Raw genomic sequence first — 21,751 nt, 5'->3', positions numbered from 1 at the left:
AATATGATTGCATAAGCCTGCGGCAATATGCTTTTGTTAAGTTGTGTTAAAGCAATGATGAACGGTTGAAGACAATCTCAATATGAGCCAGTTTTTGTAATCTTTGCAAACAATAAGAAAATAGTTTTAAAGCAAAAGCTCGATTATAAACAATTCAATAAAGAGATTTTATGAGTAATGAAGCAAAATCATACAAAGGGTTGGGTACAAAATTCATACATGCTGGTGTTGAGCCAGATCCTTCCACCGGCGCCATAATGACGCCTGTTTATCAAACATCCACTTATGTTCAGTCTGCACCCGATACACATAAAGGTTATGATTATTCACGTGCCGGTAACCCAACAAGAACTGCATTGGAAAATGCCTGTGCACAAATTGAAAATGGTAAATATGGTTTGGCTTTTAGCAGCGGCGTTTCGGCAACAGATGCTGTAATACGGCTATTAAACCCGGGTGATGAAGTAATTGCATCTAACGATATGTATGGCGGCACATACCGTCTGTTCTCGAAACTGTTTGAAAAATTCGGGATTAAGTTTTTATACATCAATCAGCAGGATATTAAAAATGTAAGCGATGCTATAACATCTAATACAAAGCTCATCTGGATAGAAACGCCAACCAACCCGTTGATGAATATCGTTGACATTGCTGCCGTTACCCAACTGGCAAAGCAGCATAAATTATTGGTTTGCGTTGATAACACTTTTGCTTCTCCTTACCTGCAAAACCCGCTTGACCTCGGCGCAGATATCGTAATGCATTCATCAACAAAATACCTCGGTGGCCACAGTGATGTTGTGCAAGGATGTTTGGTTATGAATGATAAACAATTGCGCGATGATTTATATTTTATTCAGAAAAGCAGTGGGGCGGTGCCAGGCCCGCAGGATTGTTTTCTTGTTTTGCGTGGCATAAAAACTTTGCATGTACGTATGCAGCGGCATTGTGAGAACGGGGAAAAAATTGCAAAGTATTTACGGATCCATCCAAAAGTGGCAAAAGTTTACTGGCCTGGTTTTGAAGATCATCCAAACCATGCAATTGCTAAAAAACAAATGCGTGGTTTTGGCGGTATGATAAGTTTTGAACTGAAAGATGAAAGTGCGGCAGAATTAAAACGCGTTGTTACTTCAACTAAAATTATAGCGTTGGCAGAAAGCCTTGGCGGCGTTGAAAGTTTAATCAATCATCCAGCAACAATGACGCATGCTTCCATACCGAAGGAAGAAAGAATAAAGAATGGCTTGAAAGATTCGCTCATCCGTTTAAGCATTGGGATTGAAGATGCAGATGATTTGATTGAAGATTTGAGCCAGGCTATTGGTTGATAAATTAATATAAAATACAACACACTTCACATCCTTGTGAAATACATAGGCACCGAATTGGCTTTTTGATGTAAGCAGCATATCTGTTACATTTATGCACAATAAAAATGTAGCAATATGCCAGGCAAACAGGTACATCTGCTTTGTAGTAGTGGTGGCGTGCGATGCTATAGCTATATAGGCGCATACAAGGCGCTTTTAAAAGCCGGCTACGTCATAAGCGGTATTTCAGCAAGCAGCATGGGCTCTGTTATCGGTATGCTTTTTTGCCTGGGCTTATCTCCAGAAGAAGTTGAAGAAAAAGTTTTAGCCAACCCCATTAAAAAGTATCTGCGTAAACGGGTTTGGAATAAATACCTGGCTTTCTTTCGGTACCCCTATGCTATTTATCATCACCCGGATTATGAAAGTTTATTAAAAGATTTTGTTGGTGATAATCCTGAACTCGCAAATCTGCCTATTCCTTATAGCACACTGGCGCTTGACTTAAACAGGCAACAACTGCTTAGCATTAACAAAGACACACATCCCCGCTGGAAAGTTGCTGAGCTGCTAATTATTGCAACAGCCATACCACCCGCATTTGCGCCTGTAGCGGTTGAAAATATGCTGCTGGTGGATGGTGGTATAGCATCAGAAAGCCCGGGATGGGTGGCAGCGGCAGAAAGCAATGGCGCCCCGGTAGTTGTTTTGAAAAACAGTGCAGGGCTTTCAGACAACATTCATAAGAGCTTTCCAAAATTTATAACTTCTATGATACAATCGGCAGCCGCAGGCACCGATGCCTTTAGCTTGCAGCAAATGCCTGCCAGTATTATCGTTGAAATAAATTGCGGTGAACAACAGGCAGAAGATTTCAATATTTCCAATGAACGCATAAAGTCCTTAATACTCGCCGGCGAAAGAGATATGGAAAGAATGCTTGCTTTATGCCATAACGATTTAAACAGGTTTATAAGAATAGAAAATATTGCGCCATCCAATAAGAACGCTTACGGACTGGATATGGCCCGCGAAAGAAATATTGCGCTGTTACAAAAATTTAACCGGCAAACAACCGGCCGCCACCAGGTTTTTATAAGTTATAGCCATAAAGATGAGGAATGGTTCAACAAACTGCAGCTCATGCTGGCACCTGTCGAAGCATTTCATGGTATAAAGGTTTGGGATGATAAGGAAATTATTCCCGGTACTTACTGGCACGATGCTATAAAGAATGCCCTGTCTCAAACAAGGCTTGCCATTTGCCTCGTAAGCCCAAACTTTATTAGCTCAAATTTCATTACAACCAATGAGCTTAATTATTTTATGAAGGAAGCAGAAAATCAAAATGTGCGTATTTTTCCGGTATCAGTTTCACGCATTGACAATGAAAAAAACCCTTTTAGCGCCATTCAGTTTGTGAATGATCCGGAAAGTCCATTGGATGAAATGAGCAGCGATGAGCAACACAGTGTTTTAAGTAACATGATCAATCAGCTTATAGAAGTTATGCGGCAATGAATATTGTAAAAATGATAATATAGAGCTATATGTTACACACCATACTCGGTGCAAACGGCAGCATTGCCAGCGAATTACTACCAATATTGTTACAATATAATGAAAGGGTAAGGTTAGTATCAAGAAGCCCAAAACCTGTTGATGGCGTTGAAACAATAGCGGCTGACGCAACCAATTATGAACAGGTTTTAAAAGCAGTTGAAGGCTCGGGTATTGTTTATCTGTTAATCGGCCTTGAATATAAAATTGAAGTGTGGCGTAAACAATGGCCAAAGATTATGCAGCATGTTATTAATGCCTGCAAAGCAACTAATGCAAAGCTTATATTTTTTGATAATGTTTATATGTATGGAAAGGTAAGCGGCCCCATGACGGAAGAAACGCCATTTAAACCCGTGAGTAAAAAAGGCCAGGTTCGCGCTGCCATCGCAACCACACTGTTGAATGAAATGAAAACGGGCAGCATTAAGGCGCTCATTGCACGGGCCGCAGATTTTTATGGCCCTGGCGCCGGTGCAAAAAGTGTTATAGGTATTTTGGCGTTTGATAAACTGCTTCATAATAAAACACCGCAGGTAATGGCTTCCGCAAAACCGCTGCATTCTTATACTTATACAAAAGATGCAGCCGAAGCTTTATATATTTTATCGCAGCACGAAGAAGCTTTTGGGCAAACATGGCATTTGCCAACAGCACGACCTGCATTATCATCAATTGATTTTATAAGCATGATTGCAGACGAAACAGGCATGCCGCATAAAATTCAAACCATACCAAAGTTTGTTATTGCAATTGCCGCTTTGTTTAATTCTCTGATGCGGGAGTTAAAAGAGATGTTGTATCAAAATGAATATGATTACATTTTTGATTCATCTAAGTTTGAGAAGGCTTTTAATTATAAACCCACTCCTTACAAAAAAGGAATACAAGGAACTATTGAGTGGATGAAAAGTCAATAGCTACATATCGTTCACAATCTTTTTATAGCTTGTAACCACGCCTTTAATTAAAGATGAACTGAAACCCTGGTGTTCCATTTCATTCAAACCCGCAATGGTACAGCCTTTGGGCGTTGTAACTTTATCAATCTCTTGCTCAGGATGCGTATGCTGCGTAAGCAATAATTCTGCGGCGCCTTTAACCGTTTGTGCGGCAATCAATGATGCGGTTTTGGCATCAAACCCAATTTCAATACCACCTTGTATGTTAGCGCGTATGTAGCGCATAGCGTATGCAGTGCCGCAGGCGCCAAGCACCGTAGCGGCATCCATTAACTTTTCTTCAATAAAAACAACCTTGCCCAACTGGCTGAACAATTCTGCAATAAACTGCGACTGATCTTCATTAGCGCCGTGACTGCATATACAGGTTATACTCTGCCTGATGGCAATGGCTGTATTAGGCATGGCACGAAAAACTGTAAACTCTGTGCCTAATATTTCCTGGATGTCTTTAATCCACACGCCGGTCATTACGCTTACAATCTGGTGCTTAAGCGGGTCAAGGTCATCCTTCAACTGTTCCAGTATATCTTTTACCTGGAAAGGCTTTACAGCAAGAATGATCCATTTTGCATAACGCGCTGCATCTTTATTATTGCTGCTTACCATTACACCGCGTTCTTCCAGTGAACGCAATGTGTCAATATTCCTTTTCGTAAGAATAATATGCTGCGGTTTTGCAAACCTGCTGCTTATGAGTCCTTCGGCAATGGCAGAACCGAGGTTGCCTCCGCCTATAATTGCAATCCTGTCTTTCATAAATTGTAATTGTGTAAGTACTTATATAATTTGGGGCATCAGCAAGAGTTCCTTGTGGCATCACGGTTGCGTCGCACCACTTCAGCAATATTAATACTATTCAGCTGAAAGGCTAAAATAAAAGCCGCTTCAGTTTTTTGAGCGGCCTTTATTTAAATGCTATCTTAAAAATAATAATTCCCTGTACTTCGGCAATGTCCAGTTATCATCATTCACCAATGTTTCCAATTTATCTGCATGGTAACGGATGCCATCAAAAAACTTCTCCTTTACATCGCTGCAATAAGCAATAGCTTTTGTTCGTGTATCGGTCATGTTGTTTGCTATCTTTCTGTGCTCAATCAGGTCTTTCACTTTTGTATATACTTCCTGCAAATGACCGGATATGCGCTTCAATATTTCCAACTGGCTGGCATAAGCAGATTCTGGTAAACCGGCTTCTTTCAAACCACGGATATTTTCAATTAATACATTCTGGTATTTTACAACTGAAGGTATAATATGATTAAGTGCCAGATCACCCATAACCCTTGCTTCAATCTGCACTTTCTTTATATACTTTTCCAGTTCAATTTCATGGCGCGCCTCAATTTCAGAATGCGTGTAAACTTTATTGCTTTCAAATAATTCTTTTGCTTTATCGCTCACCATTGCATCAAGCGCCAGCGGCGTTGTAGGTGTGTTTGATAAACCGCGGCGCTCTGCCTCATGGTGCCATTCCTGGCTGTAGTTATCGCCTTCAAACAAAATATTCTTGCTTTCTGCAATATATTTTTGAATGATGTGCATAATGGCAATTTCTTTTTTATCGCCTTTATCCATCAGCGCATCCACATCTTTCTTAAACTGTTTCAACGTTTCAGCCATAATAGTATTTAAGGCAATCATTGCGTTAGCGCAGTTTGCGGAAGAACCTACGGCACGAAACTCAAATTTATTGCCGGTAAATGCAAAGGGCGAAGTGCGGTTGCGGTCGGTATTGTCCAGCATCAGTTCAGGGATGCTGCGGTGCAGGTCTAATTTCAGGATAGCTTCATCCTGCTCATCAAATTTTTCACCCACCCTTGTTTCAATATCATTCAAAACATTGGTAAGATAATCGCCGATAAACACCGAAAGGATTGCGGGTGGCGCTTCGTTGGCGCCAAGCCTGTGATCATTAGATGCTGAAGCAATGGCAGCCCGTAAAACATCAGCATAATCATGCACCGCCTTAATGGTGTTCACGAAAAATGTGAGGAACATAAGATTGGTTTTTGGCGTTTTGCCTGGCGCTAATAAATTAACACCGGTATCTGTTGCCATGCTCCAGTTATTATGTTTACCACTGCCGTTTATGCCTGCAAAAGGTTTTTCATGCATCAGCACACGCAGGTTATGCCTTCGGGCCACACGGTCTAAAATATCCATTAAGAGCGTGTTATGATCAACAGCAAGGTTTACGTCTTCAAATATCGGGGCACATTCGTATTGTGAAGGCGCTACCTCGTTATGCCTTGCCCTTAGCGGGATGCCTAGTTTATAAGCTTCCATTTCATAGTCGCGCATAAAAGCGTAAACCCTTTCCGGTATAGAACCAAAATAATGATCTTCCAGTTGCTGGCCTTTTGCAGGTGAAGCACCAAAAACCGTTCTGCCGGTTAAAATAATATCCGGACGGGCATTGGCGAGGCCTTCATCAATTACAAAATACTCCTGTTCCCAGCCAAGCGTAGCCGTAACGCGGGAAATATTTTTATCAAAGAAATTACAAACATCAACGGCGGATTTATTTAAAGCCTCAAGCGCTTTTAGCAAAGGCGCTTTATAGTCAAGTGATTCGCCGGTATAGGAAACAAATATAGTGGGAATACAAAGCGTTTTGCCATGGCCAATTTCCATGATAAACGCAGGAGATGAGGGATCCCAGGCCGTATAACCGCGGGCTTCAAAAGTGGCCCTTAAACCGCCGCTTGGAAACGAAGATGCATCTGGTTCCTGCTGAATAAGCGCCGCGCTGTCAAATTCTTCAATAGGCATCCCATCACTTTTCAATGTAAAAAAGGAATCATGTTTTTCGGCTGTTGTGCCGCTTAAAGGTTGAAACCAGTGCGTGAAATGTGTTACGCCTTTGCTTTCGGCCCAGGCACGCATGCCTGTTGCAATTTGATTGGCAACAGAACGGTCTATTCTTTTTGAATCTTTTATGCTGGAAGAAAGGCTTTTATATGCTTCATTGCTTAAAAATTCGCGGGCCGTTTTAAGCGTAAAAACGTTTTCGCCAAATATGGCGCTTATTTTACCTGAGCTATTCACTGAAACATGCTCTGCATCCCCGCTAAGCTTATTAACGGCATCGAATCGTAAAGACATATTGATATTTTTTTAAGTTTTAAACAAAAAAACTGAAATTTTCTGTAAGAAGGAGGCTTTATTATACATATTATATTTAAGTTCTATTTTTTTACAAATTAAAAACCCGGCTTATACCGGGTTTTTAATTATTGTATATAATAGTTATTATATGCCGGCTTCTGCAGCTTTAACCGTTTTAATGATGCGTGCTGCCACTTTATATGGATCGGCGGCAGAATTCGGACGACGGTCTTCTAAGTAACCTCTCCATCCTTTTGCAGGCACCATTACAGGAATGCGGATAGATGCACCGCGGTCGGAAACGCCGTAGCTAAAATCGTGGATGCTGGCTGTTTCATGTTTGCCTGTTAAACGCAAATGGTTATCAGCGCCATAAACTGCAATGTGTTCTTTAACCACGGGACGGAAACCTTCACAAATCTTATCAAATATTTCTTTGCTTCCTGCATCTCTCAACGTGCTGTTAGAGAAGTTAGCATGCATGCCCGAACCATTCCAGTCTAATGCGCCAAGCGGTTTACAATGCCAGTTTACTGAAACGCCGTATTTTTCACCAATCCGTTCCATTAAATATCTGCCAATCCAAATTTGATCGCCGGCTTCTTTAGCACCTTTGGCAAAAATCTGGAATTCCCACTGGCCGGCAGCAACTTCCGCATTAATGCCTTCAACATTTAAACCCGCTTCAAGACAGGCATCCAAATGTTCTTCAACAATATCGCGGCCAAATGCATTGGCTGCCCCAACAGAACAGTAATAAGGGCCTTGCGGTCGGGGATAACCGCTTGCCGGAAAACCAAGCGGTTTGCTGGTTTCGGGGTTCCAGAGGAAATATTCCTGCTCAAAACCAAACCAGAAATCATTATCATCATCTTCTATGGTAGCGCGCCCGTTAGATTCATGAGGAGTGCCATCTGCATTAAGTACCTCGCACATAACAAGATAAGCATCTTTACGCTGCGGGTCTTTCACCATAAAAACTGGTTTCAATAAACAGTCAGAAGCGCCGCCCGGAGCCTGCTCCGTGGAAGAACCATCGAAGCTCCATAACGGTAAGTCTTCAAGGTTACCGCTAAAATCTTTTTCAATTTTTGTTTTGCTGCGCAGGCTTTGGGTGGGCTTGTAACCATCAAGCCAGATGTACTCGAGTTTTGTTGCTGCCATAAGTAGTAAATTTTTGCAAAAGAAAAGAAATAAAATAAAAAAATATTTATTTCTTTAAATTTTATGAAAAATCATTAAAAAATAAAACATTTAATTTTTATTTATATGTTAACAGCAATCGTTAGTTTTTCAGATTTATAACCCGAAAACCCCTGCGTTTATTGATTGCAGGGCTTGTTTCTTATAATCTGAAGCAATAAGTAACGAAATATTATGATGGCTTCCCCCATAACTTACCATTCTTACCGGTATTGAATCAAGCGAATTAAATAATTTTTTTAATATGTCTTCAGATTGGGCTATTTCATTACCAACAATTGATATAATGGTTTGATCTGTATCAGTTTCGACTGTTCCCAACGGCTCCAGTTCTTTTATAATTTGCTGAAGATGGGTGGAATCGTCAATGGTAACAGAAACTGCCACTTCTGAAGTGGTAATCATATCAATAGACGTTTTGTATTTTTCAAATACCTCAAATATCCTTCTTAAAAAGCCATAAGCCAGCAACATACGGCTGCTCTTGATTTTAATGGCAATAATACCATCTTTGGCTGCGACAGCTTTCACACCCACGCTCATTGCATCCTGGTTAATGGTTGTTCCCGGAGCTTGCGGCTCCATTGTATTTAATAATTTAACCGGGATATTATACGAACGTGCAGGCCAAATACAGGCTGGATGCAGGATTTTCGCCCCGAAATAAGCCAGTTCAGCCGCTTCGTCAAAACTCAGGTATTCTACTGCAACGGTTTTGTCCACAATGCGCGGGTCATTATTATGCAAGCCGCTGATGTCTGTCCATATTTCGCAAACTTCTGCATTTAAAGCTGCGGCAATGAGTGATGCGGTATAATCGCTGCCGCCTCGTTTCAAATTATCAACTTCACCCCTTGAATTGCGGCAGATGTAACCCTGGGTTACAAACAACTTTGTATCAGGATAATGCTGTAATAACTGGCTAAGTTTCACTTTAATGCTGCCAATTTGAGGCTCGCCCTGCGCATCTATACTCATAAATTCAAGTGCAGGCAGCAGTATGTGATCTTCATTTATCTCTTCAAGGTAAACGCTGAATAATTTAGTACTGAGCAATTCGCCCTGTGCAAGAATATCTTTGTTTAAAGCTTCGCTGAACGATATTTTAAGAATAATATTTAAAAACTCGAAATGCTCGGAAACGATAGCGTTCGCTTTCTTCTTTCCTTCTTCCGTAGAAACCAGCGTATCAACAAACTTTCGGTAATGCGCCTCCAGTTCTTCAATTTTTTTAGCTGCTTCGCCGCGATAGCCTTCTGCAATAGCGTTACTAATATTAACCAAGGCATTCGTTGTTCCGCTTAAAGCGCTCAGCACAACTATTTTAGGTTTATCATCAGCCGTAATTAGCTGAAGCACCTGGTTCATACGCTGTGGCGTACCTACGCTGGTACCGCCGAATTTCATAATTTTCATAACATCTCCTGAACCTGATAGTAAGGTTCATTTTTTTATAAACTGGTTTTAAAAGTGCGCAAAATTAATGGGTAAACTGTTACAGAAGTTTGTTTTGCAGTTGTTCATAGCCTTCATCAATAAGCAAGTTGTTGCCATCGGCAGCGGCAGTAGCTAATTCATCGCAACGGTTATTGTGGATATTATCGGCATGGCCTTTTACCCAAACAAATTTTATAGAATGTTTTTTGGCGAGATGATAATATTCCATCCAGAGGTCTTTATTTTTTTTGCCGCCTTTAAAATTGGTCCTGACCCAGCCATCAAGCCATTTTTTCTCAACTGAATTTAAAACATACTGGCTGTCGGTATAAATAAGAATATTCAGCCCCTCCTTTGTTAGTGCCTTTAAGGCAACGATAACAGCCATCAATTCCATGCGGTTATTAGTGGTAAGCCGGTAACCGGCAGACAACTCTTTTTGTTTATTGCCCCACATTAAAATAGCGCCGTAGCCACCTCGCCCAGGATTGCCCCTGGCGGCCCCATCAGTATAAATAATTAATTGTTTTTCGGGCATAATACTAAATGGTGTATTCTCCTTTAAGATACGTAACGGCCTGGCCGCTCATTAACACGCGGTTTTCTTTCAATTCACATTCAAGGAAACCTTTTCGTTTTGAAAGCTGGACGGCAGATAATGTTGTTTTGCCCAATTCTTTTGACCAATAAGGAACCATGATTGTATGTGCAGAACCGGTAACAGGATCTTCATTAATACCGCTTTGCGGGTAAAAACACCGCGATACAAAATCTACATCGTCTCCTTTGGCCGTTGTAACAACGCCCCTGGCTTTTACTTTGGCAAGGCTGGCGAAATCAGGTTGCAGGTTTTCTATGCTGCGCTGGTCCGGCATTAAAACCATATAATCAAATGAGGTTTTAAAAACTGTTGCATTTTCAATTTTAAGCCCTTCAAACAAGCCTTCCGGAATTTTAGTAATTGGTTCGGGGGGATTAGCAGGAAAATCAAGCGTGTAAACTTTTTCAGCTTGGTGCATTACTTTTAATAAGCCACTTAAACTTTCAAAATGTATTTCAGGTTTTGAATAACCGAGTTCAGTATAAAATATATGAGCGCTTGCCAGCGTGGCGTGGCCGCAAAGTTTTACTTCTGTTGAAGGTGTAAACCAACGAATGCGAAAATGATCACCTTCCTGAACAATGAATGCGGTTTCTGAAAGATTATTCTCAGCGGCAAGGTTTTGCATTACTGTTTCAGGCAGCCATTCCTGCAACGGGCAAACAGCCGCCGGGTTGCCGCCAAACAGCTTGCCGGTAAAAGCATCAACAATATATATAGGTAGTTTCATCTGTTATTTTTCTTATAAGCGAGATAGATGTCCAATAAAAAACTTCTCTGTATGGTAAAAATGTTTTACCGGCAAAATCATTACAGGCTTTCTTGCTCTTGGCAAAATTGCATTCTAAATAAGAGAAAACAAAATGGGTTTGAAGGAAGCAGGCCGGTAAAAAATTTTTTTTAAACTGATTAAACCTTGCGGAAAATACAAGGTCTATTTATAAAACACGCAGTAATTAACTCACAATATTTAAGATTTGCAGCAGGGTTAAATCAGGGTGGCCAGCGGGATGCGGTCACCCTTTTTTTGCTGAATATAAATAAACGAATTTAAGCCCTTAAATGTTTTTCGGATTCATAACCTAATGTAGTTTACTGCAAAACGAACAGTTTTCTGCTAAAAAACCATCCATCAATCTTTGCTATTTTTTGATAATCAAGCCATTCTTTAACCTGCAAAAAACCTTTTGAAATTGCCCGGCAAGTTTACTACCTTGTACTGTTAATCTAAAACTTGCTATATGAATTACGAGTATTCCCAAACCGATTTTTCCCGCGGCATCCTGAGCGGTTTGTTTGCGGGCCTTACTGCGTGTGTTGCCAATACTTTATTTGTACTTGCTTACAGAAGCATTACACAATTTTATGAATTCAATGGCCTGGATGTGACCGTGATTGTCTTTGGTTCCATCTGCCAGCTAATAGCATGCGGCTGGATGTTTTACCTTTTTGTACACAATCTTAAGAAGGGAATTGCTTTTTACAGGATGGTGGTAGTGCTGGTTACGGTGATCATTTTCTTTTTAGGAATTATGGCGCGGCAATCAATAATGGGCAGCGCTCCCGGAGATTTTAAATTTATGGTAGTGGGCACGCAGGTAATAATTGGATGCCTTGCAGCCTTTTTTATACCCTATCTTTTTAGCCATGATAAGCTGATAAGCTAAGGACTTCTGAGTTATTAAAAGTGAACAGCCACGAATACCAATTGGATAGATAATAATTCAACTGTGTATTCGTGGCTGTTTTATTTAGTCGAGCTGGTAAGCTGCTATGCTGTTTCGCCAAAAAGTTGGCACATATACAATCTTGCTGTCTGCATCATAAGTAAGATCTGCCGTATTCTTTTTTTCTTCCCTGGTATCAAGCAATAACTGTTTATTGCCGGGGCTAACATACCATATTGCGCCTGCCCAGCAAGAAACAATAAAGTCGCTGCCGCCAGTATTTTCAATACCATCAGTTCCACCTTCCATTCCCTCGGCAAGCAGGGTTAGTGTTTTATCATCATTTACTTTGTAGGCACCGCCGTTATCTAAAATGTAAAGCGTTTTATTATGCATTAACACGCCATTGGGGCCCTTAAGGTCTTCGAGATAAACACTTGCTTTCTCATTTTCAACCCTGAATATTTTTTTATTTTTAGAATCCGATACCCAAATCACACCATCGTCTCCAACGGAGATGTCGTTCAGGCCACCTGCGCCGTCAACTTTTATGATGGTTTCAATGGCCTCTTTTTTAGTGTCAATTACAACTATGTTTGACAGATCGGCAACATATAATTTGCCTTTATGCAGACCGAGGCCTTTGGGAGAGTTTAAGCCGGTTACCCAGTCTGCTGCAATTATTTTCCCATCAAGCCCAACCTTTCCAACAGACCCTTTGCCATCTGCGCCCCAGGGATCAGTGCCATCGATATTTGATACGTATAAAACCTTATTATCCCTGTCAAGCAAAACGCTCTCCGGCACTTTTAATGAAGAATCGGTTTCCCAAAGCTTTGTGAGCTTGTGCTGCGCAAATGTTGTATTCAGCAAACAAAAACAAAAGAAGATTACGGTGTACAAGATTTTCATAATAGCTGTTTTATTGAACGATAAAAATATAATAGCTCAGCCATGTGGCAAAGCATTTTTACCCTTAATTATTGTTAACAAGCTTTATAAAGGCATTAGTAAAAGTTTGCAGAGCTGTATTGGTTTGTTCATCTTTTATATTTCCATTGTTATCAACTTTTGCTTTTATACCATTTATAAGCAAAGTGGTATCGTTATGGAAAATTGTTTCAAGTGTGCGCATAATTAATTTAAGCTCTTCGTGCCCTTTTATCCCGGATGCGGAAGCCGTAATTAACCCTGCCGGTTTTTTTGAGAAAACAGTTGTAGAAACGCACCATTCAATAGCATTCTTTAAGCCTGACGGGATGCTGAAAATATATTCAGGCGTGCAGATGATAATGCCATTAGCCTGCTGAACAGCATTGCGAAAATCAATAATTACCTGAGGTGTGTTTTCAATGGATAATTCGGGATTGAAATGCGGTAACGCTGCTAAGTTTTCAAAAATATTTATAGTAAACTCATCAGCGGTAAGCGCCGCAATTTTTTGTACGAGTTTTAAATTGGAAGAATTTTTACTGGCGCTGCCAATAATAGCAAAGATGTTTTTCTTTATATACATTTTATGAATGAAAAGATGCAATGGTTATTAGGCGTTGCATCTTTATAATCTTTTTATTTTAAAAATATAGATCAACGGATCAAACTCGCCATCGCTTTCCGGTGCATCATAAATGTTATATACTACATTCATGCCTTTCACCACTTTGCCAAAAGCGGCATAGCCCTGCCCGTCTGCATTGTTGGCGCCACCATAATCGAAACCCGGCTGATCGCCAACGCAAATAAAAAATTCTGTATTCGCTGTTCCGGGCTCAAGCCTTGCCATTGATATAACGCCATTCTTATGCAGAATTTTTGTTTGTGTGGTTGTTTCATGCTTAATGCCTGGCAGGCCTGCTGAAAGCTTATAATTTGTTTTCCATAAGCCGCCTTGTATCAATTCAGATTTTGGCGCATTGCTTGGCTGCTCATCATCTCTTAATACACGATAAAAAGCTGAATTTGTATAATAACCTGAATCCACATAGCGCAAAAAAGCTTTTACCGTTTCAGGCGCCTGTTCAGGATAAAGCTCTACTTCTATATCTCCGAACTTTGTTGAGATTTCAATATGAGGGTTTTTATTTTCAGCGCTCTTGCAGGCTGCTATAAAAACAATAAAAATAATCAGGAGGTTCCTGCAATTCAACATGCTTGCATATTTATTCGCTTAATCAATAAAGACGAAGTTCTTAAAATAATATGCATCAAAACAAACAAAAAAATTGTCAAACGAATAATGGGCATTGCTTCAAAACTATATCCCCTGGCAGATCGGGTTTATGATTATTTCACAATAAAAAGAAAGTGCTCTGTTACACTGCCGCAGGATGTTTTTGATAACAGGCAATTCAGCATTGATGAATTTTATAACTCCGTTCAGCCTTTTTTCAATCAACCTGAACTTTTTTATACAACGCTCAATGCACCTTCTGATGATAACATTACTAAGCTGCATGCAGCAAATAATGAAGCGTTCTTTTCTTATCCTTCGCCTGCAGCAACAAACTGGCCCGAAAATAATACTGCATTTTTTAAGCTGTTCTCAAACTGCAAAAGCAATGATACTTTATTGTTATTTGCACCGGGATGGGCAAGAAAGAACCTTGATTTTGAGTCAAAAATCTGCCGGCAGTTTTTAAGCAATGGCATTGACAGTTGCCTTTTAATAAAACCTTTTCACCAGCAAAGAACGCCTGCCAATCTTTATTCAGGTGAATTATTTATAAGCCCGCATATTTTTTTAACCATTATGAATTTCCGGCAGTTTGTTGCCGAAATAAGGTTTCTTATTCATCATTTCAGGAATCAATATCGCAATATTGGTATAATAGGCATGAGCAGTGGCGGTTTCCAGGCAGGACTTGCAACAAATGTTGAGGCCGTTGATTTTTATTTCCCCATTATAACGGCGGCAAAGCTTGGAACGCTTACCTGGCAAAGCATTTTTACAAAATATATAAAGCGGTCATTTATTGAAAAAGGCATTGATGAAGATCAATTGAATAAAGCATGGGCTATAACAGATCAATATTATCTTGGCCATAACTGCAAGGCAAAATATATAAAGCAGTTTATTAGTTTATACGATGAAGCGGTTGATACAAAATGCCAGTATTTATTAAATGATATTTACGGCAACCCCGATAAGATTGAACTGAAATGCGCCCATAACAGCATTATATTCCATGTTGATAAAATAATAAAAGAGATTGTGCAAACGGTAAAGGAGAGAGGCTGAAACGAAATAGTTGTGGCATTCTGATACATACTTTAACCGAAATTATTCCTGCAATTACTTCAGCTTATCTTTTAATTTTATTGCCTCTTCTAACGTCAATCAAGCTATATGAAAAAGAACATTCATGAAAATCCGACGAACAATGCTGCAAAAAAAAGAACCCTTAGCCGTCGCGATTTTGTTTCAATCACAGCCACTGCCGCCACTGCTTTCACCATTGTGCCAAGGCATGTATTAGGCAAAGGATATATCGCCCCAAGTGATAAAATAACGCTTGCTTACATCGGCATCGGCACGCAGGGCATAAGGGAATTATTGCCTTTACTTGAAGTGCCGCAGATTCAGGTAACGGCCGTTTGCGACCCCAACCGTTATGCTGTTGGTTACCGCGACTGGGGTACTACTTACCTGCGGGATGCTATCAGGGGAACATTAAAGAATAACAATTGGGAGCCGGGCGGCGATAACATTATTCCGGGTGGAAGGGAAAACGGGAAATCAATTGTTGATAGTTATTATGCTAACGTGCACAGTGAATGGAAATACAATGCCTGTACTGCTTATGAAGATGCACGTGAACTGCTTGACAAAGAAAAAGATATTGATGCTGTTAAGATAATGACGCCCGATCATTTGCATGGCGTACTGGCAATGGCAGCCATAAAACGTGGTAAGCATGTGCTGATGCATAAGCCTATTTCAAACAGGCTGGTGGAAGGAAAGAAGGTGATTGAAATGGCACGCAACAGCAATGTAATTACACATTTCATACCCTGGGATTCCAATGGCTCGATGGAGACTGTGATGGCATGGATAAATGCCGGCGCTATTGGCACGCTTACTGAAGTGCATAACTGGACCAACCGCCCTGTGTGGCCGCAGTATCCTGATCTCCCAAAAGATAAACAACCTATACCCGATGGCTTTAACTGGGACCTCTGGCTTGGTCCTGAAGCCATGCGTGATTACAGCCATGATTATACGCACATGGTATTTCGCGGCTGGTACGATTTCGGGGGTGGCTCCATGGCTGATATGGGGCATTATAGTTTATGGACGGTGTTTAATGCATTGAAGTTAACATCGCCCACAACCGTTATTCCATGCCGCAGCCATGTATGTGCATTCAATGGCGCTGTGCCGTATCGTATCAATAACGATTTTTCTTTCCCCATGGCCAGCATGGTTCGTTTTAAATATCCTGCCAACGGCAACAGGCCGCCTGTTGATCTTTGCTGGTATGATGGCGGCATGAGGCCACCCATTCCCGAAGAATTATTCAGCCAGAATAAAGAACTGCCGCAGGAAGGGATGATGTTTGTTGGCACAGAAGGAAAAATATTGGCAGGCTTTAATGTGGACAATCCCGAGATTATTTCAGGGAAGAAAATGGATGCGCCCAAAGCTAATGCTGATGCGCGTGACCAGGTAACGCAAACGTCAGAAGCTTTGCCATTATTTGTTGAAGCCTGTAAATCGGGCAAGCAATATCCTGGCAGTTTCAGGGAAGCGGAGCCTATTACTGAAGCAGTGAACTTATATGCTGTAGCATTAAGATCGAATAAACTGTTGCAGTACGATGCTGCCAATGTTAAGATCACCAATTCATCAGATGCCAACAAATATCTAAGCAGGACTTACAGGAGCGGATGGGAAAATATCTGAACCCAATCCCCGAAGGGAAGTATCAACAAAACAATTTAATAACGTACAAAACATTTTTTATGCATACAATTCATCGTCGTTCATTTATTAAAAAAGCATCGTTGGGATTAAGCGCTGCATTTGCATTATCACAGTTGCCAAAAGAGTTATTGGCTGCTGCTGCGTCCAATGATATGCCTATCGGCTTTCAATCATGGAGTGTAAAAGATAAACTTGGTAAAGACTTTGCCGGCACCTTGAAAACTATGGCCGATATGGGTTATAAACTTATTGAACTGTGCTCGCCAAAAGGCTATGCGCAAATTGGTTTTGGCTTTCTTGCTTCAATGCCAACAGCCGATGTGAAAAAGACAATTGAAGATGCTGGCTTAACCTGCCCGAGCTGTCATTTTGGAGCTGCTGAATTTGCTGCTGATAAAATTGATGACACTATTCAGTTTGCGCATGATATGGGTTTGACACAAATGATTTGCTCTACTTTCTGGCTGCCGAAAACAGCAACGTTAAATGATTATCTCGCTGCTGCTGATAAGTTAAATAAAGCTGCCGAAAAAATAAAAGCCGCAGGCATGCAAACTGGTTTTCATAACCATGAATTTGAATTTGCAACATTGGATGGCCAGCTAATTTATGATGCATTAATGAAGCAGTTGAATCCTGATCTGGTGAAGATGCAGTTTCAAACTGAAGTGATTAACCTGGGATATAAGGCAGCCGATTATTTTAAAAAATATCCAGGCAGGTTTATATCATCACATTTATCAGACTGGACGGCTGATAAAAAAGAAGTGCCGATTGGTAAAGGCGTTATTAACTGGAAAGAATTTTTTGCTGCTGCCAAAACAGGCGGCGTAAAAAATTATTTTGTGGAGATGGGTTTTGAAAATTTTAAAGACAGTGTTCCTTACATACATTCAATATAATAGTTACAACTTTTGGAAAGCTCAAAGCTTTCCAAAAGTTTAGTTTATTACTTTCTGCTTATCTTATACAAATCGCCGCTATCAGTAAGCACATATAAAGCATTATTCATGTAAGCTATATCGCGAAAGCGCTCATTCTTATCTGCAAGTAATCTTTCTTCACCAACCACTTTATTATTTTTAATGATGAGCCTGTCAATATGCTGGCCGCTTAAACAGGCAATAAATAAATTGTTCTTCCATTCCGGAATTGAATTGCCTTTATAAAAACTGATGCCGCTTGGGGATACAACCGGGTCCCAGTAATAAACCGGTTGTTCTAATCCTGCTTTTTGCTGAATGCCATCGCCCACTTTTTCACCGCTGTATTCAATGCCATACGTAATAACAGGCCAGCCATAATCTTTGCCGGCACGAATAATATTTATCTCATCGCCGCCACGAGGGCCAAATTCCACTTCCCATAATTCACCTGTTGCGGGATTAATATCTAAACCTTGCGGATTACGATGGCCATAACTGTAAATTTCAGGTGCGGCTCCCGCTTTATTAATGAATGGATTGCCCGGTGCAGGCTTGCCATCTTTTGTTATCTTAAATACTTTACCAAGATGTGATTCAAGCAACTGCGCCTGCGCCCTTCCTTCAAGAATAGACCTTTCACCGGCGCTTACAAAAAGATTTCCATCCTTATCAAATATTAATCTTGAACCAAAATGCAGGTTGCTGTTTAATGCAGGCGTAGCACGAAATATTACTGTTGGATTATCTACTCTGCCGGCAGCTTCATTCAGTTTGCCTTTTGCAACAGCCGTTAAGTTTTTGGAACCATTCTTTTCAGAGTAAGACCAATACATCATTTTATTGTTCTTAAAATCCGGATCGAAAGCAACATCGAGTAAGCCGCCCTGGCCTGCAAACAGCACTTCTGGTAATCCCTCAATCTTCTTAACCAGCTTACCATTGGCATCATGAATTTCCATATAACCTTTCTTCAAGGTAACCATCAATCTTCCATCAGGCATGGCCACAACGGCAAAAGGCGCACCCATTTTTTCAGCAATCTTTTCCACTTTATAAGGCGTTGTTGTTTTGGCGCCGCTTATTCTTGTCTGGCCTGCAAAAGCAGGTTTATAATTACTGTTGGGAGATTTGGTTTCAACGGGAGCAAGCCCTGTTGTATCACTGCTGTTTGATGTATTATTTGCAATAGATGTTTCATCATTGGCACAGCCTGTTGAATAAACAAAAAGCAATACCGCTGATAAAAGAATAGTATTTTTTAAATGCATAAAAGTGTTTTAAATGGTATGAAAGGCTTTTGCAATTGTGAAGATGCAATTATAATACAAAATAATAATCCTGATGAGATTAGAAAACTTAAAAGTTTTTTGAATTATTGATAACCGGCTGCTGTATTGTAATAAAGCACCATTGTATCATCTGTCCTGGTTTTGCCTTCTATATTGTCGCGTTCACAATAGGCAAATGCAATGGAAAATTATATGCTTGCCGAAACATCAGCAGGCACACATCTTAAGGTTGATAACTGAATCAAATGGTTGAGAATATATTCGCTGCGCTGCCATACAATGTAAGCAGCAGTATTAATTCCTTTCTATTTCGCCGGATTCTGGCACAAAAAAAGCCCCGCTTTTTTGCGGGACTTTCCGGGAGAATGATGGGATTCGAACCCACGGCCTTCAGAGCCACAATCTGACGCTCTAACCAACTGAGCTACAATCTCCGTGTTTTACAGGGGTGCAAAAATAACTGAATTAAGCGTTGCAAGCAAACACTTGCCAATACATTTTTAACGTTTATTTGTTCAGGTCTTGTTAATTCAAATAATAAAAAAAATGGCATCTTTTTTTTAATTTATTTTTGAATGTGCGTATGCAATTAAAAATTTCTAAAATTATGTTGAAAAGAACCGTATTACCGGCGGCACTGATCGTTTTGCTGGGCATTACTTTGTGGGCTTTTAAGAGAAACGATAAATCCCCGGAAACGAAGGAGCAAATGCTGTTAACCGCTATAGGCACTATACTGGAGCAAAAACATTATGCGCCCAAACCCATTGATGATAATTTTTCAAAGCAGGTTTTTACAAAATATCTCCAGGCGCTTAACCCTGACAAAAATATTTTTCTGCAGTCAGATGTTGATTATTTGAAAAAATATGAGCTTATTCTTGACGATGAAATTAATAAGGGCGTCCCTTTGCAATTTTACAGCAATGCGGCTTCCATTTATTTAAAAAGGGTGGATGAAATAATGGCTTTGTATAAAGAAATACTCGCCAGGCCTTTTGATTTTACCATTAAGGAAGAAATAAGTTTGGATAATGATAAAGCCCAATATGCGGTTGATGAAGCTTCAAGAAAAGAATTATGGCGCAAACGTTTAAAGTATCTTACACTGGAGCAATATACAGATCTTCTTCAGCAGCGCAGCCGCAATCTGGATGATACCGCATGGAAAAAAACAGATGCACAGCTCGAACAAATGGCACGTTCAAAAGTGCAAACTGTTTTAGACCGCAGTTTTAACCGTCAGAAATTAATCTTTAACGGCCAGGAGCAATTCAATGCGTATGTGAATGTTGTTACCGATCTCATGGACCCGCATACCGAATATTTTCCACCTGTAGAGAGTCGTTCGTTTGAAGAAGATTTAAGCGGGCGTTTCTATGGTATAGGCGCACAGTTAAAAGATGATGACGGCGCTATAAAAATTGCCAGCTTAATCACAGGCAGCCCGGCCTGGAAAAGTGGTAAAGTGCAGGTAAATGATGAGATAATAAAAGTGGCACAGGGTAACCAGGAGCCGGTTGATGTAAGAGGTTATGCCGTTACCGATGCCGTTAAAATCATTCGCGGCTCAAAAGGTTCTGAAGTGAGGCTCACTTTCAAAAAAGCGGATGGCACCACAGAAGTTGTTTCACTTATACGAGATGAAATTGTGCAGGATGAACAGTTTGCCAGGAGCGCTGTTATCAATCAGCCCAATGGAAAAATAGGATACATATTCCTGCCGGAATTTTATGCAGATTTTGAAAGGCCGAATGGCAACCGCTGCTCGCAGGATGTGGCCAACGAGATCATAAAACTTGAAAAAGAAAATGTGCAGGGCATTATTCTCGACCTGCGCAACAATGGCGGCGGTTCACTTCCTGAGGTTGTAAATATGGTTGGTTTATTCATTAAAAGCGGACCGGTTGTGCAGGTAAAAGACCGCAACGGTAAACCGGCTATTTTGCCAGACAATGATACCTCCGCTTTATACACAGGCCCACTGGCGGTAATGGTAAATGAGTTCAGCGCATCGGCATCTGAAATTTTTGCCGCTGCCATACAGGATTATAAACGCGGCATAATCGTAGGCTCTGATACTTATGGTAAAGGAACGGTACAGCGCACACTGCCACTGGGTAAACCGCTTGATTTGTTTAGCGGGCAAACAGAATACGGTACGCTTAAACTTACGTTTGAAAAATTCTATCGCATAAACGGTGGCTCTACCCAGTTGAAAGGCGTATCGCCCGATATTGCAATGCCTGATCCTTACGATTATTTAAAGATCCGCGAAAGGGATCAGCCAACAGCGCTCGCCTGGGACCAGTTGCCAAAAGCTGATTATACAGAATTTAACACCGGCATAAACTGGGCTGCAGTTGAAACTGAAGCCAAAAACCGTATACAGGCAAACCCCGCATTTAATGCATTGGCAAAAAATGCATTATGGCTGAAAGAAAATGCAAATAGAAATTACAGCCTTAATCTTACCGAATACCGGAAACAGCAAAGCCTTCTTAGAAATACAGTTAAACAGGATGACAGCTTATTCAGTTTAAAAGTTCCAATGAATATTCAGCCTGTTCCGGAAGACAGTGCCAAATATTACAGCAATGCCGACAGTGCAAAAGGCGGAAGGTACCTGCAGTGGCTGAAGAATGTTCAGAAAGATATTTATATAAACGAAACGGTAAACGTAATTAACGATATTAATAAAGCGCACTGATTTTATTAGTTTAATAAGGGCATTCTTTTATTTAAGATGCCC

At 40.5% G+C, this 21,751-nt stretch carries 18 protein-coding genes and 1 tRNA gene; 8 read left to right on the top strand and 11 right to left on the bottom strand.

Annotation, left to right across the window (positions count from 1 at the left end; translation table 11 throughout):
* Positions 1 to 170 precede the first annotated feature (170 nt).
* The 3 genes from BM015_RS13100 to BM015_RS13090 all read left to right on the top strand — a co-directional run bounded on the left by BM015_RS13100 (position 171) and on the right by BM015_RS13090 (position 3,796).
* Positions 171 to 1,334: a cystathionine gamma-synthase gene (locus tag BM015_RS13100; RefSeq protein WP_090659107.1), complete on the top strand. Its 1,164-nt coding sequence runs from the start codon at positions 171 to 173 to the stop codon at positions 1,332 to 1,334.
* A gap of 117 nt (positions 1,335 to 1,451) precedes the next feature.
* Positions 1,452 to 2,837 carry a patatin-like phospholipase family protein gene (locus BM015_RS13095; protein WP_090659105.1) on the top strand — a complete coding sequence of 462 codons (1,386 nt, stop codon included), beginning with the start codon at positions 1,452 to 1,454 and terminating at the stop codon, positions 2,835 to 2,837.
* A gap of 29 nt (positions 2,838 to 2,866) precedes the next feature.
* On the top strand, positions 2,867 to 3,796 hold the full coding sequence (locus tag BM015_RS13090; RefSeq protein ID WP_090659103.1) for an NAD-dependent epimerase/dehydratase family protein: 930 nt from the start codon (positions 2,867 to 2,869) through the stop codon (positions 3,794 to 3,796).
* Here the strand turns inward: BM015_RS13090 and proC are convergent, their stop codons facing one another.
* The 6 genes from proC to BM015_RS13060 form a co-directional block, all read right to left on the bottom strand.
* Positions 3,797 to 4,597 (bottom strand): pyrroline-5-carboxylate reductase, encoded by an 801-nt coding sequence (gene proC / locus BM015_RS13085; protein WP_090659102.1) that lies wholly within the window; start codon positions 4,595 to 4,597, stop codon positions 3,797 to 3,799.
* Positions 4,598 to 4,756: 159 nt separating this feature from the next.
* Positions 4,757 to 6,949: a glutamine synthetase III family protein gene (locus BM015_RS13080; RefSeq protein WP_090659099.1), complete on the bottom strand. Its 2,193-nt coding sequence runs from the start codon at positions 6,947 to 6,949 to the stop codon at positions 4,757 to 4,759.
* A gap of 147 nt (positions 6,950 to 7,096) precedes the next feature.
* On the bottom strand, positions 7,097 to 8,116 hold the full coding sequence (locus BM015_RS13075; protein WP_090659096.1) for a glutamine synthetase beta-grasp domain-containing protein: 1,020 nt from the start codon (positions 8,114 to 8,116) through the stop codon (positions 7,097 to 7,099).
* Positions 8,117 to 8,251: 135 nt separating this feature from the next.
* The gene (locus BM015_RS13070) at positions 8,252 to 9,562 is read right to left on the bottom strand and encodes an aspartate kinase (protein ID WP_245751409.1); all 1,311 of its coding nucleotides are present in this window, start codon (positions 9,560 to 9,562) and stop codon (positions 8,252 to 8,254) included.
* An 88-nt stretch (positions 9,563 to 9,650) separates the two neighbouring features.
* Complete coding sequence (rnhA, locus tag BM015_RS13065; protein ID WP_090659092.1) at positions 9,651 to 10,130, bottom strand: ribonuclease HI; 480 nt, start codon at positions 10,128 to 10,130, stop codon at positions 9,651 to 9,653.
* 4 nt (positions 10,131 to 10,134) lie between these two features.
* Positions 10,135 to 10,923, bottom strand: coding sequence for a PhzF family phenazine biosynthesis protein (locus BM015_RS13060; RefSeq protein WP_090659090.1), 789 nt, complete (start codon positions 10,921 to 10,923; stop codon positions 10,135 to 10,137).
* A 511-nt stretch (positions 10,924 to 11,434) separates the two neighbouring features.
* On the opposite strand from BM015_RS13060, the gene BM015_RS13055 reads away from it, so the two are divergent.
* Positions 11,435 to 11,860 carry a hypothetical protein gene (locus BM015_RS13055; protein WP_090659088.1) on the top strand — a complete coding sequence of 142 codons (426 nt, stop codon included), beginning with the start codon at positions 11,435 to 11,437 and terminating at the stop codon, positions 11,858 to 11,860.
* Positions 11,861 to 11,944: 84 nt separating this feature from the next.
* Here BM015_RS13055 and BM015_RS13050 read toward each other — a convergent pair whose 3' ends face one another.
* The 3 genes from BM015_RS13050 to BM015_RS13040 form a co-directional block, all read right to left on the bottom strand.
* Positions 11,945 to 12,772 (bottom strand): SMP-30/gluconolactonase/LRE family protein, encoded by an 828-nt coding sequence (locus tag BM015_RS13050; RefSeq protein ID WP_090659086.1) that lies wholly within the window; start codon positions 12,770 to 12,772, stop codon positions 11,945 to 11,947.
* Positions 12,773 to 12,836: 64 nt separating this feature from the next.
* A complete protein-coding gene (locus BM015_RS13045; RefSeq protein WP_177191902.1) occupies positions 12,837 to 13,376 on the bottom strand; it encodes an NADPH-dependent FMN reductase in 540 nt (179 codons plus the stop codon).
* 42 nt (positions 13,377 to 13,418) lie between these two features.
* Positions 13,419 to 14,009: a peptidylprolyl isomerase gene (locus BM015_RS13040; protein ID WP_090659085.1), complete on the bottom strand. Its 591-nt coding sequence runs from the start codon at positions 14,007 to 14,009 to the stop codon at positions 13,419 to 13,421.
* Between the two features lie 87 nt (positions 14,010 to 14,096).
* On the opposite strand from BM015_RS13040, the gene BM015_RS13035 reads away from it, so the two are divergent.
* The 3 genes from BM015_RS13035 (at position 14,097) to BM015_RS13025 (ending at position 17,686) form a co-directional block, all read left to right on the top strand.
* Positions 14,097 to 15,098: an alpha/beta hydrolase family protein gene (locus tag BM015_RS13035; protein WP_090659083.1), complete on the top strand. Its 1,002-nt coding sequence runs from the start codon at positions 14,097 to 14,099 to the stop codon at positions 15,096 to 15,098.
* Between the two features lie 108 nt (positions 15,099 to 15,206).
* Positions 15,207 to 16,763 carry a Gfo/Idh/MocA family protein gene (locus tag BM015_RS13030; RefSeq protein ID WP_090659081.1) on the top strand — a complete coding sequence of 519 codons (1,557 nt, stop codon included), beginning with the start codon at positions 15,207 to 15,209 and terminating at the stop codon, positions 16,761 to 16,763.
* A 59-nt stretch (positions 16,764 to 16,822) separates the two neighbouring features.
* Positions 16,823 to 17,686 carry a sugar phosphate isomerase/epimerase family protein gene (locus tag BM015_RS13025; protein WP_090659209.1) on the top strand — a complete coding sequence of 288 codons (864 nt, stop codon included), beginning with the start codon at positions 16,823 to 16,825 and terminating at the stop codon, positions 17,684 to 17,686.
* Positions 17,687 to 17,733: 47 nt separating this feature from the next.
* Here BM015_RS13025 and BM015_RS13020 read toward each other — a convergent pair whose 3' ends face one another.
* Both BM015_RS13020 and BM015_RS13015 read right to left on the bottom strand, forming a co-directional pair.
* Positions 17,734 to 18,978, bottom strand: coding sequence for a PQQ-dependent sugar dehydrogenase (locus tag BM015_RS13020; RefSeq protein WP_090659079.1), 1,245 nt, complete (start codon positions 18,976 to 18,978; stop codon positions 17,734 to 17,736).
* A gap of 380 nt (positions 18,979 to 19,358) precedes the next feature.
* Positions 19,359 to 19,434: transfer RNA gene (locus BM015_RS13015), tRNA-His, on the bottom strand.
* Between the two features lie 172 nt (positions 19,435 to 19,606).
* Here BM015_RS13015 and BM015_RS13010 point away from each other — a divergent pair.
* Positions 19,607 to 21,709, top strand: a complete 2,103-nt coding sequence (locus tag BM015_RS13010) for a carboxy terminal-processing peptidase (RefSeq protein ID WP_090659207.1) — start codon at positions 19,607 to 19,609, stop codon at positions 21,707 to 21,709.
* Positions 21,710 to 21,751: the final 42 nt, after the last annotated feature.

Source organism: Parafilimonas terrae (genome assembly GCF_900115755.1).
GTDB classification, from domain to species: Bacteria; Bacteroidota; Bacteroidia; order Chitinophagales; family Chitinophagaceae; genus Parafilimonas; species Parafilimonas terrae.
The sequence above is the reverse complement of the archived record's forward strand: the minus strand, read 5'-3'. Positions and strand labels throughout refer to the sequence as shown.

What these genes read in the sequence shown, in the direction of transcription:
- BM015_RS13010 (WP_090659207.1), top strand. Translation starts at nt 19,607, where the DNA reads ATGTTGAAAAGAACCGTATTACCGGCGGCACTGATCGTTTTGCTGGGC.
- proC (WP_090659102.1), bottom strand. Translation starts at nt 4,597, where the DNA reads ATGAAAGACAGGATTGCAATTATAGGCGGAGGCAACCTCGGTTCTGCC.
- rnhA (WP_090659092.1), bottom strand. Translation starts at nt 10,130, where the DNA reads ATGCCCGAAAAACAATTAATTATTTATACTGATGGGGCCGCCAGGGGC.
- BM015_RS13020 (WP_090659079.1), bottom strand. Translation starts at nt 18,978, where the DNA reads ATGCATTTAAAAAATACTATTCTTTTATCAGCGGTATTGCTTTTTGTT.
- BM015_RS13090 (WP_090659103.1), top strand. Translation starts at nt 2,867, where the DNA reads ATGTTACACACCATACTCGGTGCAAACGGCAGCATTGCCAGCGAATTA.
- BM015_RS13050 (WP_090659086.1), bottom strand. Translation starts at nt 12,772, where the DNA reads ATGAAAATCTTGTACACCGTAATCTTCTTTTGTTTTTGTTTGCTGAAT.
- BM015_RS13080 (WP_090659099.1), bottom strand. Translation starts at nt 6,949, where the DNA reads ATGTCTTTACGATTCGATGCCGTTAATAAGCTTAGCGGGGATGCAGAG.
- BM015_RS13070 (WP_245751409.1), bottom strand. Translation starts at nt 9,562, where the DNA reads ATGAAATTCGGCGGTACCAGCGTAGGTACGCCACAGCGTATGAACCAG.
- BM015_RS13045 (WP_177191902.1), bottom strand. Translation starts at nt 13,376, where the DNA reads ATGTATATAAAGAAAAACATCTTTGCTATTATTGGCAGCGCCAGTAAA.
- BM015_RS13095 (WP_090659105.1), top strand. Translation starts at nt 1,452, where the DNA reads ATGCCAGGCAAACAGGTACATCTGCTTTGTAGTAGTGGTGGCGTGCGA.
- BM015_RS13025 (WP_090659209.1), top strand. Translation starts at nt 16,823, where the DNA reads ATGCATACAATTCATCGTCGTTCATTTATTAAAAAAGCATCGTTGGGA.
- BM015_RS13040 (WP_090659085.1), bottom strand. Translation starts at nt 14,009, where the DNA reads ATGTTGAATTGCAGGAACCTCCTGATTATTTTTATTGTTTTTATAGCA.
- BM015_RS13030 (WP_090659081.1), top strand. Translation starts at nt 15,207, where the DNA reads ATGAAAAAGAACATTCATGAAAATCCGACGAACAATGCTGCAAAAAAA.
- BM015_RS13060 (WP_090659090.1), bottom strand. Translation starts at nt 10,923, where the DNA reads ATGAAACTACCTATATATATTGTTGATGCTTTTACCGGCAAGCTGTTT.
- BM015_RS13035 (WP_090659083.1), top strand. Translation starts at nt 14,097, where the DNA reads ATGGGCATTGCTTCAAAACTATATCCCCTGGCAGATCGGGTTTATGAT.
- BM015_RS13100 (WP_090659107.1), top strand. Translation starts at nt 171, where the DNA reads ATGAGTAATGAAGCAAAATCATACAAAGGGTTGGGTACAAAATTCATA.
- BM015_RS13075 (WP_090659096.1), bottom strand. Translation starts at nt 8,116, where the DNA reads ATGGCAGCAACAAAACTCGAGTACATCTGGCTTGATGGTTACAAGCCC.
- BM015_RS13055 (WP_090659088.1), top strand. Translation starts at nt 11,435, where the DNA reads ATGAATTACGAGTATTCCCAAACCGATTTTTCCCGCGGCATCCTGAGC.